Annotated in this window: 16 protein-coding genes; all 16 read left to right on the forward strand. The window is 37.0% G+C overall.

Annotation, left to right across the window (positions count from 1 at the left end):
- Positions 1-19 precede the first annotated feature (19 nt).
- On the forward strand, positions 20-1,126 hold the full coding sequence (gene dnaJ / locus MHH66_RS05200) for a chaperone protein DnaJ (RefSeq protein WP_002067161.1): 1,107 nt from the start codon (positions 20-22) through the stop codon (positions 1,124-1,126).
- Positions 1,127-1,154: 28 nt separating this feature from the next.
- On the forward strand, positions 1,155-2,093 hold the full coding sequence (prmA, locus tag MHH66_RS05205; RefSeq protein ID WP_002167655.1) for a 50S ribosomal protein L11 methyltransferase: 939 nt from the start codon (positions 1,155-1,157) through the stop codon (positions 2,091-2,093).
- Positions 2,094-2,238: 145 nt separating this feature from the next.
- A complete protein-coding gene (locus MHH66_RS05210; RefSeq protein ID WP_078184442.1) occupies positions 2,239-2,988 on the forward strand; it encodes a 16S rRNA (uracil(1498)-N(3))-methyltransferase in 750 nt (249 codons plus the stop codon).
- 6 nt (positions 2,989-2,994) lie between these two features.
- Positions 2,995-4,347: a tRNA (N(6)-L-threonylcarbamoyladenosine(37)-C(2))-methylthiotransferase MtaB gene (gene mtaB / locus MHH66_RS05215; protein ID WP_002015193.1), complete on the forward strand. Its 1,353-nt coding sequence runs from the start codon at positions 2,995-2,997 to the stop codon at positions 4,345-4,347.
- 472 nt (positions 4,348-4,819) lie between these two features.
- Positions 4,820-4,993: a 30S ribosomal protein S21 gene (rpsU, locus tag MHH66_RS05220; RefSeq protein WP_000048061.1), complete on the forward strand. Its 174-nt coding sequence runs from the start codon at positions 4,820-4,822 to the stop codon at positions 4,991-4,993.
- Between the two features lie 15 nt (positions 4,994-5,008).
- A complete protein-coding gene (locus MHH66_RS05225) occupies positions 5,009-5,452 on the forward strand; it encodes a GatB/YqeY domain-containing protein (protein ID WP_000054578.1) in 444 nt (147 codons plus the stop codon).
- Positions 5,453-5,559: 107 nt separating this feature from the next.
- Positions 5,560-5,853, forward strand: a complete 294-nt coding sequence (gene yqfC, locus MHH66_RS05230; RefSeq protein WP_002067170.1) for a sporulation protein YqfC — start codon at positions 5,560-5,562, stop codon at positions 5,851-5,853.
- A gap of 249 nt (positions 5,854-6,102) precedes the next feature.
- Positions 6,103-7,302, forward strand: a complete 1,200-nt coding sequence (yqfD, locus tag MHH66_RS05235; RefSeq protein ID WP_002143171.1) for a sporulation protein YqfD — start codon at positions 6,103-6,105, stop codon at positions 7,300-7,302.
- Between the two features lie 3 nt (positions 7,303-7,305).
- Positions 7,306-8,265 (forward strand): PhoH family protein, encoded by a 960-nt coding sequence (locus MHH66_RS05240; RefSeq protein WP_063218888.1) that lies wholly within the window; start codon positions 7,306-7,308, stop codon positions 8,263-8,265.
- A 196-nt stretch (positions 8,266-8,461) separates the two neighbouring features.
- Complete coding sequence (locus MHH66_RS05245; RefSeq protein WP_063218889.1) at positions 8,462-10,606, forward strand: HD family phosphohydrolase; 2,145 nt, start codon at positions 8,462-8,464, stop codon at positions 10,604-10,606.
- The gene (gene ybeY, locus MHH66_RS05250; protein ID WP_002088675.1) at positions 10,603-11,073 is read left to right on the forward strand and encodes an rRNA maturation RNase YbeY; all 471 of its coding nucleotides are present in this window, start codon (positions 10,603-10,605) and stop codon (positions 11,071-11,073) included. Before MHH66_RS05245 ends, ybeY begins: the two co-directional genes overlap by 4 nt.
- Complete coding sequence (locus MHH66_RS05255; RefSeq protein WP_002190697.1) at positions 11,070-11,423, forward strand: diacylglycerol kinase family protein; 354 nt, start codon at positions 11,070-11,072, stop codon at positions 11,421-11,423. Before ybeY ends, MHH66_RS05255 begins: the two co-directional genes overlap by 4 nt.
- Positions 11,424-11,522: 99 nt before the next feature.
- Complete coding sequence (locus MHH66_RS05260) at positions 11,523-11,921, forward strand: cytidine deaminase (RefSeq protein WP_002015184.1); 399 nt, start codon at positions 11,523-11,525, stop codon at positions 11,919-11,921.
- The gene (era, locus tag MHH66_RS05265) at positions 11,914-12,819 is read left to right on the forward strand and encodes a GTPase Era (protein WP_002088672.1); all 906 of its coding nucleotides are present in this window, start codon (positions 11,914-11,916) and stop codon (positions 12,817-12,819) included. The genes MHH66_RS05260 and era overlap by 8 nt, the downstream gene beginning before the upstream one ends.
- 176 nt (positions 12,820-12,995) lie before the next feature.
- A complete protein-coding gene (locus MHH66_RS05270) occupies positions 12,996-13,139 on the forward strand; it encodes a YqzL family protein (RefSeq protein WP_000883924.1) in 144 nt (47 codons plus the stop codon).
- Between the two features lie 33 nt (positions 13,140-13,172).
- Positions 13,173-13,919, forward strand: a complete 747-nt coding sequence (recO, locus tag MHH66_RS05275; RefSeq protein WP_002129136.1) for a DNA repair protein RecO — start codon at positions 13,173-13,175, stop codon at positions 13,917-13,919.
- Positions 13,920-13,967 lie beyond the last annotated feature (48 nt).

Consider the following 13,967-nt stretch of genomic DNA (forward strand, 5'->3'; position numbering starts at 1 on the left):
ATTCGGGGGTTGCAAATTTATGAATAAACGAGACTATTATGAGGTCCTTGGACTTAGCCAGGGCGCTTCAAAAGATGAAATTAAAAAAGCGTATCGTCGTTTGGCTAAAAAATACCATCCAGACGTAAGTAAAGAAGAAAATGCAATTGAAAAGTTTAAAGAAGTACAAGAGGCATACGAAGTATTGAGCGATGATCAAAAGCGTGCGCAGTATGATCAATTTGGTCACGCTGGTCCGAATCAAGGTTTCGGTGGCGGAGGAGACTTCGGCGGTGGCTTCGGTTTCGAAGATATCTTTAGTTCATTCTTTGGCGGTGGCGGCGGAAGACGTCGTGATCCAAATGCTCCACGTCAAGGTGCTGATTTACAATATCAAGTTACTTTAGAGTTTGAAGAAGCTATTTTTGGTAAAGAATTGAACGTTGAGATTCCAGTGGAGGATCCATGTGATACTTGTAAGGGTAGTGGAGCAAAAACAGGGACTTCAAAAGAAACATGTAAACATTGTTCAGGATCAGGGCAAGTAAGTGTAGAACAAAATACACCATTTGGGCGTATTGTAAACCGTCAAGCTTGTGGACATTGTTCAGGAACAGGTCAAATGATTAAAGAGAAATGTACGACATGCCATGGTTCTGGTAAAGTTCGTAAACGTAAAAAAATCAATGTTAAAATTCCAGCGGGTATCGATAATGGTCAACAAATTCGTGTATCTGGAAAAGGTGAAGCAGGCGTAAATGGCGGACCGGCAGGTGACTTATATGTTGTTGTTCATGTGAGAAATCATGAATTCTTTGAACGCGAAGGGGATCACATTATTTGCGAAATGCCAATAACATTTGCGCAAATGGCACTTGGTGCGGAAGTAGAAGTTCCTACCGTTCATGGCAAAGTGAAGCTGAAAATTCCAGCAGGAACACAAACAGGAACAGAATTCCGCTTAAAAGGAAAAGGTGCTCCGAACGTACGTGGATATGGTCAAGGAGATCAATATGTAGTCGTTCGTGTTGTTGTGCCGACGAAATTAACTTCACATCAAAAAGATTTATTGCGTGAATTTGCAGGGCAAGAAGAGCAGGATGATAGCTTATTCAGAAAGCTTAAACGTGCTTTTAAAGGGGAATAATGGAAATAAAAAATGGAGTTGGTAAATTGTGAAATGGTCAGAAATTAGTATTCATACAACAGAAGAAGCAGTAGAAGCTGTCTCTCATATTTTGCATGAAGCAGGCGCTAGTGGGGTTGCGATTGAGGACCCAGCGGAGTTGACGAAAGAGCGCAAGCAACAATACGGTGAGATTTATGCACTTAACCCAGATGAATATCCAAGTGAGGGTGTTTTGGTAAAAGCATATTTCCCACAAACGGATTCTTTAAACGAAACGGTTGCAGGTGTAAAATCATCTATTGATGCACTACCATCTTTCGACATCGAAATTGGTAAAGGAACTATTACAATTAATGAAGTCGATGAGGAAGATTGGGCTACTGCTTGGAAGAAGTATTATCATCCAGTTCAAATTTCTGATACATTCACAATTGTGCCGACGTGGGAAGAGTATACACCGTCTTCTCCAGATGAAAAAATTATTGAATTAGATCCAGGTATGGCGTTTGGTACAGGGACACATCCAACAACGACGATGTGTATTCGTGCGTTAGAAAAAACGGTTCAGCCAGGTGATACTGTGATTGATGTGGGGACAGGTTCGGGGGTACTTAGTATTGCTGCGGCAAAATTAGGTGCGGCTTCTGTTCAAGCGTATGATTTAGACCCAGTTGCAGTTGAAAGTGCAGAAATGAATGTGCGCTTAAATAAAACAGATGACATTGTCAATGTTGGACAGAATAGTCTATTAGAAGGTATTGAAGGTCCGGTTGATTTAATCGTAGCAAATTTACTAGCGGAAATTATTCTTCTATTCCCTGAAGATGCAGCGAGAGTTGTGAAGCCAGGTGGATTATTTATTACATCTGGTATTATTGGGGCGAAAGAAAAAGTAATTTCTGAAGCGTTAGAAACAGCTGGATTTTCAATTGAAGAAGTACTTCGAATGGAAGATTGGGTAGCAATTATTGCACGAAATGCGTAATATAGATTTTAGTCTATAAAGAACAGGGGAGTCTCTCACCGTATAAGGTGAGGGACTTACCGTTTGTTATATGAAAATGATAACGTTTCGTTCTTTTCGTAAGTGTTGACTTACGAAAGGAACGAAACTCTACTAAGGTGATTATATGCAACGTTATTTTGTAGAAGAGAAATATGTAAATGAGACAAGTATTCGCATAATGGGTGATGATGTCCATCATATCGCAAGAGTGATGCGTATGTCAGCTGGTGACCACATTTATTGCTGTGTAAATGGTAAAACAGCAGAGTGTTCAATTGCTGAAATTACCAGTGAATTTGTGGATACCACTATTGTAGAATGGGTAGAGGCGTCAAGCGAACTTCCTGTGTTCGTGACGATTGCAAGTGGACTGCCGAAAGGAGACAAGCTAGAGTTAATTTTTCAAAAAGGAACTGAGCTTGGGGCAGCTGCATTTTTACCATTTCAAGCATCTCGATCTATTGTAAAGTGGGATGCGAAAAAAGCAGATAAAAAAGTTGAGCGTTTGAAAAAAATTGTAAAAGAAGCTGCGGAACAATCGCATAGAAGTGAAATTCCAGAAGTACACGTTCCCTCATCATTTAAACAACTGCTGTCGATGAGTAGCGAGTATGATGTTTGTCTTGTTGCGTATGAAGAAGAAGCGAAACAAGGTGAGAAATCTAATTTTGCGAAAGCTTTAGCGACGATTAAACCAGGCCAAAAGCTGCTGATTGTATTTGGACCAGAAGGCGGTTTAGCGGAGGAAGAGATAACCGCACTTCGTGAACATAAATTTGTACCATGTAGTTTAGGACCAAAAATTTTAAGAACAGAAACGGCTCCGCTTTATGCGTTAAGTGCCGCTTCTTATCATTTTGAATTGATGGGGTGATAATCAATGGCAACTGTTGCGTTCCACACGTTAGGTTGTAAAGTAAACCACTATGAAACAGAAGCGATTTGGCAATTGTTTAAACAAGGTGGTTATGAAAGAACTGAATATGAAAAAAAATCTGATGTATACGTTATTAACACATGTACAGTAACGAATACTGGAGATAAAAAAAGCCGTCAAGTAATTAGACGTGCTGTACGTCAAAATCCAGATGCGGTAATTTGTGTAACTGGATGTTATGCACAAACATCTCCAGCAGAAATTATGGCGATTCCAGGTGTAGATATTGTTGTTGGTACGCAAGATCGTGAGAAGATGTTAGGATACATTGAAGAATTCCGTAAAGAGCGTCAACCAATTAATGCTGTCCGCAATATTATGAAAACACGTGTATATGAAGAGCTCGATGTACCATATTTCACGGACCGTACACGTGCATCTTTAAAAATACAAGAAGGTTGTAATAACTTCTGTACATTTTGCATCATTCCTTGGGCGCGTGGTTTAATGCGTTCTCGTGATGGAAAAGAAGTTATTAAACAAGCGCAGCAATTAGTAGATGCGGGTTATAAAGAAATCGTATTAACAGGTATTCATACAGGTGGGTACGGTGAAGATATAAAAGAGTACAACTTAGCTGGATTACTGCGCGATATGGAAGCGGAAGTAGGCGGATTGAAACGCCTTCGTATTTCTTCTATTGAGGCGAGTCAAATTTCTGATGAAGTAATTGAAGTGTTAGATAAATCAGAAGTAGTTGTACGTCACTTGCATATTCCATTACAGTCAGGATCTAATACTGTATTGAAACGTATGCGCCGTAAGTATACGATGGAATTTTTCCAAGAGCGTTTAGATCGTTTGAAAGAAGCGTTACCAGGTCTTGCGATTACATCAGACGTAATTGTTGGATTCCCAGGCGAAACAGAAGAGGAATTCATGGAAACGTACAATTTCATTAAAGAGAATCGTTTCTCTGAATTACACGTTTTCCCTTATTCGAAACGTACAGGTACTCCAGCAGCACGTATGGAAGATCAAGTTCCTGAAGACGTGAAGAACGATCGTGTTCACCGTCTAATTGAGCTATCAAATCAATTAGCGAAAGAGTATGCTTCTAGATTTGAAGGTGAAGTACTTGAAATCATTCCGGAAGAGACATTTAAAGATGGTGACCGTGAAGGTTTATATGTAGGTTATACAGATAACTACTTAAAAATTGTGTTTGAAGGATCTGAAGAATTGATTGGTAAGCTAGTAAAAGTGAAAATTACAAAAGCTGGTTATCCATATAACGAAGCGCAGTTTGTTCGTGTTCTTGAAGATGATGTAAAAAAAGAATCAGCAAGTGCATAAAATGAAACTTTAATCAGTGGGGGGGTGTTCATCCCCGCTGATTATCAGCCTGACCCCCGCCTAAGTTCTTTGCTTTCGCTGAATTTTGAGGTGGGGGTCTTACTGTCCTGGCAAATAGCGGGATAAAAAAGCATGCAAACGGAAACGATTTGCATGCTTTCTTTTTTTTTTTTTTTGTGGAGAAGTTAAGTACTGAAAAGGCAGGTACGTTGAATGAGTAGTTATTTAATGCTTTCTTGTATTAAAAAAGGTGTAATGATAAAAAATATAGTTGTCTTCAGGGGCAAAGGATAATAGCTATCTACATAGCTTTTGAACAGGTAAGGAGCATCTATTCTTCTTTTATTCTGCCAAATAGTTGACCTGAAGTGATAAAATGTATTATAATCGTAAAAGACATGCTGAAGAAGGGTTTCTTTTTGCATGCTGAAATTAGTATGTAAGTGTGATGTTTCGGAGGGAGGGAAAGAGAATGTCAAAAACAGTCGTTCGTAAAAACGAGTCTTTGGAGGATGCACTTCGCCGTTTTAAAAGATCGGTTTCTAAAACTGGTACACTTGCTGAAGCAAGAAAGCGCGAGTTTTATGAAAAGCCAAGTGTAAAACGTAAGAAGAAATCTGAAGCGGCAAGAAAGCGTAAGTTCTAAGAGAGGGTGTAAGTTATGAGTCTTCTCGGTCGTTTAAACGATGATATGAAACAAGCGATGAAGAATAAACAAAAAGAAAAATTAACCGTTATTCGTATGGTTAAGGCTGCTTTACAAAATGAAGGTATTAAACTGCAACATACTCTTACTGAAGAAGAGGAATTAACAGTTTTAGCTCGTGAAGTAAAACAGTATAAGGACTCCCTCCTTGAATTTAAAAAAGCTGGTCGTGAAGACCTTGTTGATAAACTGCAAAGTGAAATTCAGATTTTAAGCGCATATTTGCCGGAGCAATTAACAGAAGAAGAACTAGCGGATATAATTAAGCAAGTTATTTCTGAAGTTGGTGCTACATCTAAAGCAGATATGGGTAAAGTGATGACTGCTGTTATGCCGAAAGTAAAAGGTAAAACAGACGGATCACTTGTGAATAAGCTGGTTATCCAGCTATTAGCATAAAAAAGCGTCTCATTTCGTATGAGACGTTTTTTTATGCTTTTTTCAGTTTGGACGTGATATTACAAGCTCTTTTTTCATACATATGGGATGAGAGGGGGTCTTTTGAGATGAAAAAAATAGAACAAATGAAGAATTGGTTAACGAAGCAAATAGACCTGCCAGTGGATGTGTTAATGGATCTACCTCGGATCACGCTTGTTGGGCAAGTACATATCTATATAGAAAATCATCGAGGATTATTAGTGTTTTCAGATAAAGAGGTAAGATTGCTATTGAAACATGGTCAATTATTAATTAAAGGTCAATCCTTTGTTATTAAAACAATCCTTCCAGAAGAACTGTTGCTTGAAGGGATTATTGAACAAGTGACGTTTTTAGAAAATGAAAAGAAAGAGGAGTGAGGAGAAACTTCCGTTTGTGAAGTTTTTCTTCGTTACCTTGTATTAACAGGTGGTAACGTTCTGGCCGCAATATTCGGTTCGTACAAAGAGGATAGGTGGGAATTGAGTTCCACGTAAAAAACTGGCTCGTGAAGGTTAATAATTAGTGAGGATCAAGGAATCTGCTAATTAAAATTTTAGTACGAGCTAGTTTGATAATCGAATTGAAAAGTAGTGTATCTACTTTTAGGAAGGTAGTGGAGATAGTCGATGAAAAATAAATGGTTTATAAAATGGCTTGGGTATGTAAAGGTGCGAATTGAAGGTAGAGGAGCGGAACGCTTTGTTAACGAGTGTGTGCGGAAGAAATTACTCGTTTGGGATGTAAAGAAGATAGCTGATGAAACGTTAGTTTTTTGTATGTTATTACGAGATGTGAAAAAGATAAAACCAATTTATAGAAAAAATGAATGTAAATTATATTTTATTGGACGTTACGGTTTTCCTTTTTGGAATAAGCGTGTAATTAAAAATAGTGGATTTTTAATTGGGTTTTTAATATTTTTTTTCGGAATGATCGCATTGTCAAATATGGTGTGGAAAATTGAAATTACAGGAGCAAAACCTGAAACAGAATATATATTGATGAAAGAATTGGACAAAATGGGTATAAAAAAAGGTAAATTACAATTCCAAATGCCGAGTGTAGAAGATGTTCAACGTCATTTGACAGACAATATTAATGCGATTACTTGGGCGGGATTAGAAATAAGAGGGACAACATATCATTTTAAGATTGTTGAAAAAAATGAGCCGAAAAAAGAAAGTGAACAACAGCCACAAAACTTAGTAGCAAAAAAAGAAGGGATTATTACAAAAACATTTGTGGAAGTTGGGAAGCCGGTTGTCATGAAAAATGACCATGTGGAAAAGGGGCAACTTCTCGTATCCGGGATGTATGGTAATGAGGAGAATCCGACAGTTGTTTCGGCTAAAGGGATTGTATATGGAGAAACGTGGTATAAATCTGAGGTGGATGTTCCGTTAAAGACACAATTTCAAGTGTATACTGGTAATTCATACAATGAACATTTCCTTAAATTTGGGAGTACTAAAATAAAAATATGGGGATTTCTACAGGATAAGTATAAGCGCTCTCGTACTGAAAGTGTAAAACATGATGTGAAATTATTTGGATTTACATTACCAATTGCATACGAGAAAGATATTGTACGAGAAGAGGAAGAAGCGAACCGAGAATATACCGAAAAACAAGCAATGAAAGTAGCGAAAGAGATGGCAGAAAAAGAACTGAAGAAAAAATTGGATGAACATGCTATGATTGTAAGTGATAACATTTTGAGTAAAGAGGTTGAGGCGGATCACCTAAAGGTCACATTACATTATACAGTGATTGAAAATATTGCAGAGCCACAACCAATATCTGAATCCGATATTCAAGGAGACTGAGTAATGGCAGAACAATTAGTAGAAATGAACCAACAATTGGAAAATCCCAACGAAGCAATCGCTCTTTTTGGGGTAAATGATGCTCATTTAAAAGTAATTGAACGAGAACTTAGTGTATCGATTGTGACTAGAGGAGAATCTGTTCGTGTATCTGGGGCAGATGAAACTGTGGTGCTCGTAGAAAAAATCTTACAACAGTTACTTGTTGTTATCCGTAAAGGTGTATCAATTTCGGAAAGAGATGTTGCGTATGCGATTCAGCTTGGGCAACAAGGGAAAATTGCTCAATTCGAAGAATTATATGAAGAGGAAATTTTTAAAACGGCAAAAGGTAAATCCATTCGTGTGAAAACGATGGGGCAAAGACGATATATTCATGCAATGAAAAAGAATGATATTGTATTTGGGATAGGACCTGCTGGGACAGGAAAAACATACTTAGCCGTAGTAATGGCTGTGAGAGCTTTAAAGCAAGGGTATGTAAAGAAAATTATTTTAACAAGACCTGCTGTAGAAGCTGGAGAGAGCTTAGGGTTTTTACCAGGTGATTTGAAAGAAAAAGTAGATCCGTATTTACGTCCACTATATGATGCGTTACATGATATTCTTGGACAAGAATATACACAACGTATGATGGAACGTGGTGTAATTGAAATTGCACCTCTTGCTTATATGAGAGGGCGTACTCTTGATGATTCATTTGTTATATTAGATGAGGCGCAAAATACAACTGGTGTTCAAATAAAAATGTTTTTAACACGATTAGGTTTTAGTTCTAAAATGGTTATTACGGGGGATCCTTCACAGGTAGACTTGCCGAAAGGGGTAAAGTCAGGTCTTTCTATTGCTGCTAATATTTTATCTGGTGTATCAGGTCTTTCGTTCATTACATTGGAACAAACGGACGTTGTGAGACACCCGTTAGTGCAACGTATTATTAAGGCATATGATAAAATGGAATGATCCTATTTGTCAGGATCATTTCTTTTTGTATGATAAGGTTGGCGAATGACATATTTTTTACTATCATTAAAGACGAGGGAAATAAACTATAGGTGATGGTGGATAAAAATGTTGTCCAAAAAGTATCGTTACCTAGAAGAAATGAAAGCTATAAATAGTTTCACTTTATTTCTGGAGAGGAGAAGGTATTGAAATCATGTCAAGATCTCAAGAAATTTCTAAGTGGTTTCGTAATTTACAACATTCGAAAAAACTAAGTTGGATTTCTTACGTTTTATTAGGAGCAGTGCTGTTTTTTGCACTTATGAATAATGTAAAACCAGAGCAATTAGATGTTACAACATATTCTATTGCGAAAAAAACAATCCATTCTCCTATTAAAATTGAAGATAAAGTTACAACGGACAAAAAGAAAAAAGAAGCCGCTACAAAAGTTGAAGATCAATATACATATAAAAGTGAGTATAAACAAAATAAAGTGGATATTGTGAATGACGTCTTTGCTAAAGTAGATGAAGTGATACAAGAGATTAAAGCGGTTGGACCGGATGAGCAAAAAAAGATTACTGATGCTGAAAAAGTGGACAAGTTGAAAAAAAAATTGCCTACTGATTTAACGAAAGAATTATCTGATTTAAACTTACTAAACTTAATTAATGCAGATTCGAACCAATTAGTATTAGCGAAAGATGCAACAGTTACAGCTATTAATAGTATCATGACTGAGCATGTTAAAATGGATGAATTGAAGGATGCGAAGGAACGATATGTAAGTGAGATGAATAGTGTTAATGTTGATAATGGTTTAAAGGAATCTATTAAGGCGTTAGGGAAATATGCGATTTCTGCAAACTATTTTTATGATCCGACCTTAACAAAAGAGAAGAGAAAAGCGGAAGAAGATTTAGTTCCACCTGTTTATATTCTTCAAGGGCAAGTCCTTGTTAGAGAAGGTGAAACGATTTCAAGTGATATGTACAATCAGTTGAAATTAGTTGGCCTGTTAGAAAAAGGGAACAGTTTTCAACCCTATGTTGGGTTAGCGGTACTCATTGGTGTGCTATTGTACTTTATGCATAAGCAGTTTGAAGTGTTTTTACAGCGGAAAAGGGAAGATAGACCGTATGTCCTAGCGTATATTACAATTTTGTCTATCACGATTGTTTTAATGAAAATCATTAGTTTGTTTCAAAAGCTTGAGTATGCAGGAATCGCGTATGTTGTTCCAGTTGCAATGGGAACAATACTTGTAAAATTAATGATTGGTGATCGATTTGTATTTTTAACGAGTATGATCTTTTCTGTATGCGGAAGTATTATGTTTAATGAAGGTGTAACGAGTACACTGAATTATAGTGTGGGGATTTATGTTTTATTAAGTTCATTATCAGTTAGTATTTTCTTGAGAGAAAAAAATCGTCGTACGATGATTTTACAAGCTGGTATACTCGTTTCTGTATTAAATGTAGTCGTATTAGCGGCTTTGCTATTATTACGTAACGGGAATTTTTCGCCTCTTGAAATTGGGGTGCAATTATTAATGGCTGCTGTTTCGGGTATTATCTCTTCTGTTCTAGCTATGGGGATTTTACCGTATTTAGAAAGTGGTCTTGGGATTGTATCGAGTATGAAATTGATGGAACTTTCAAGTCCGAATCACCCGCTTTTGCGTAAAATTTTATTAGAAGCACCAGGTACATATCACCATAGTGTAATGGTAGCTAATCTCTCAGAAGCTGCTTGTGAAGCAGTTGGAGCAAATGGAGTATTAGCGCGTGTAGGGGCGTATTATCATGATGTAGGGAAAACGGTACAACCACAGTTTTTTATTGAAAACCAAATGGGTATTGAAAACCCGCATGATAGATTAGACCCTGTAACGAGCAAAGATATTATAATTGCTCATGTAACCGATGGGGTGAGAATGTTAGAAGAACACCATATACCTCAAGAAATTATCGATATTGCTGGTCAGCATCATGGTACAACGTTACTTAAATATTTTTATTATAATGCGATTAAAGAAGATAAAGAGAAATATACGGAGGAAATGTTCCGCTATCCAGGATCAAAAGCAACTTCTAAAGAGTCAGCGATCGTTGGTATTGCTGATAGTGTGGAAGCGGCGGTACGTTCGATGAACCATCCAACACCAGATCAGATTAATAATTTAGTGCAAAGTATTATTAAAGATCGCCTGCAAGATGGTCAATTTAGTGAATGTGATTTGACATTTAAGGAACTACAAATCGTTGGAAAAACGTTATGTGAAACGTTAAATGGTATTTTCCATTCCCGTATTACATATCCGGAACCGCCGGAAGAAAAGGAGAAAGAATGAGTTTATTAATTGATTTTATTGATGAAACAGAAGAAGTGAAAGATGAATATATAAGTTTGATTCGAGGTTTAGTAGAGAAAGCAGCCCAAATGGAGAACATAGAAGAAGGCGCAGAATTATCGGTTACATTTGTAGATAATGAACGTATTCGTGAAATAAACCGTGATTACCGAGATAAGGATCAGCCTACGGATGTTATTTCTTTTGCTATGGAAGAAATGGGAGAAGGCGAAATGGAAATTGTCGGTGCAGAGATGCCGCGTATGTTAGGAGATCTTATTATTTCTATTCCAAGAGCAAAAGAACAAGCTGAAGAATATGGGCATTCTTTTGATCGAGAACTTGGGTTTTTAGCACTACATGGCTTTTTGCATTTGCTTGGTTATGATCATATGACAGAAGAAGATGAGAAAGAAATGTTTGGAAGACAAAAAGAAATTTTAGAGGCCTTTGGATTAGGACGATGAAAACAGGAAAACTTTTAGATAGTTTTGGATATGCTATAGCTGGTATATACTTTTGTCTTCGTCATGAACGAAATATGAAAATTCATTATTTAGCCGCAGTCATCGTTATATGCTGCGGCTTTTATTTCCATATTACAACAATGGAATGGATTGTCGTACTTATTGTGATAGGGATTGTAATGAGTTTAGAGATGGTGAATACGGCTATTGAAAAAACAGTAGACTTAGCAACCGCCGATATTCATCCGGTTGCAAAAATTGCAAAGGATGTTGCAGCAGGGGCAGTTTTATTATTTGCAATTATAGCTGCTGTAATTGGTGCTATTATCTTTTTACCGTATATGGTATAGTTGCATTCCGAAGCTTTTATTAGGCTTTGGGAGCGCCGTGAAGGCCTTTAATGAAAGAGTGTATCTATTCACATCTATGAACGGAAAGGATGCGGGAATATGAATAGCAAACAATTAATTCAAGAAGCAACCGAAGCGCGTAAACGAGCGTACGTACCATATTCTAAATTTCAAGTAGGTGCAGCTTTACTAACTCAGGATGGAAAAATATATCGTGGATGTAATGTTGAAAATGCATCATATGGTTTATGTAACTGTGCAGAACGAACAGCTTTATTTAAGGCAATTTCTGAAGGGGATAACGAGTTTGTAGCTATTGCAGTCGTAGCGGATACAAAGCGTCCAGTACCTCCTTGTGGAGCATGTCGACAAGTTATGATAGAATTATGTAAACAGGATACGAAAGTATACCTATCAAACTTACATGGTGATGTTCAAGAGACAACAGTCGGAGAATTGTTACCAGGAGCATTTTTAGCGGAGGATTTACATGAATAGAAAAGGTTATAAATCAGGTTTTGTCTCTATTATTGGCAGACCGAATGTTGGGAAATCTACATTTTTAAATCGTATTATTGGCCAAAAAATTGCCATTATGAGCGATAAGCCACAAACAACTCGTAATAAAATTCAAGGTGTATATACAGAAAATGATTCACAAGTAGTTTTCATTGATACACCAGGAATACATAAACCTAAACATAAACTAGGCGATTTCATGGTGAAGATGGCTCAAACGACATTAAAAGAAGTTGATATTGTTTTGTTTATGGTCAATGCAACTGAAGGATATGGTCGTGGTGAGGAATTTATTATTGAGAAATTACAAGAAACGAAACAACCGGTATTTTTGGTAATTAATAAAATTGACCAACTTCATCCAGAGCAATTGCTGGAGTTGATTGATCAATATCGTAAATTATATGAGTTCGCGGAGATTGTGCCAATTTCTGCATTGGACGGTAATAACGTTGAAGCGTTAATCGGAGCAATTAAAAAGTATTTACCAGAAGGACCGCAATATTACCCGGATAATCAAGTAACGGATCATCCAGAGCGATTTATTATTTCAGAGCTTATTCGTGAAAAAGTATTACATTTAACACGTGAAGAAGTACCGCATTCTGTAGCGGTTGTTATTGATGCAATTCAAAAGCGTGAGGGCGGAGCGGTTTATATAAACGCAACGATTGTTGTTGAACGTGCATCACAAAAAGGAATTATTATAGGTAAGCAAGGGAAGATGTTAAAAGAAGTCGGTAAGAGAGCTCGTTTTGACATTGAAGCACTTCTTGGTTCTAAAGTATTTTTAGAAGTATGGGTGAAAGTGCAAAAAGATTGGCGTAATAAGATGTCACAGCTTCGTGACCTTGGTTTCCGTGAAGACGAGTATTAATATGAAGTAAAGTTGTGATCAGTGGATGTTTTGTTCATCCGCTGATTATTGGTTTTTATGAACCTTGATAAATTAGGAAAAATTTTTCTCACATGAAAATGAACAAAATGGGTCAACTTAATAACAACAAAAGAAATTGGTTTATAGGCTACGCTTATTGAGAAAGGTGGATTCTTATGCTAGATTTTACCTGGAAGTTTTTCTCCAAAACAGGAAGCATTGAAACGTATTTGCTTTTGAAAGAAATGGAAAAAGACGTAAACGATGAGATGGATCAACATGAAGAGGAGTTAGCGCATCTAGACTCTCCAATTTCTTGACCCGTTTTGTTCAAACCTTGGATGGTGACGAACATGTTTCAAAAAGTTGAGGGCATTGTTATCCGTACGACAGATTACGGAGAAACAAATAAGATTGTTACAATATACTCACGGGAATTTGGTAAGGTAAGTGCAATGGCAAGAGGGGCGAAAAAGCCGAAGAGTCGGTTAGCAGCTATTTCGCAACTTATGACACATGGTCATTTTCTTATTCAAATGGGATCTGGACTTGGAACTTTGCAACAAGGCGAGATTATTTCATCTATGAAAGAAATTCGCGAGGATATATTTTTAACTGCTTATGCATCATTTATTATTGAATTAACCGATAAAGCAACAGAAGATAAGAAGCATAATCCGTATTTATTTGAAATGTTATATCAAACGTTGCATTATATGTGTGAGGGTGTTGATCCAGAAGTATTATCATTAATTTATCAAACGAAAATGCTTCCGGTATTAGGGATGCGCCCGTACTTTGATACATGTGCTATTTGTCATCAAGAAACAGATTTTGTCGCCTTCTCTGTCCGGGAAGGCGGTTTTCTGTGCTCGCGTCATGCGGAGCAAGATCCGTATCGTATTCCGGTGGGAGAGGCTGTTCATAAATTATTACGTCTCTTTTTTCACTTTGATTTACACCGGCTCGGTAATGTATCGGTGAAGGATAGTACAAAAAAACAAATGCGCACAGTATTGAATACATATTATGACGAATATTGTGGGATTTATTTGAAAACAAGGCGTTTCTTGGAACAACTTGATAAGTTTCAAATATAAAAAGGGCCGTATACGGTCCTTTTTACATACTTTCTTTTTCGAATAGCA

The organism is Bacillus sp. FSL H8-0492, from assembly GCF_038006145.1.
GTDB classification, from domain to species: Bacteria; Bacillota; Bacilli; order Bacillales; family Bacillaceae_G; genus Bacillus_A; species Bacillus_A mycoides.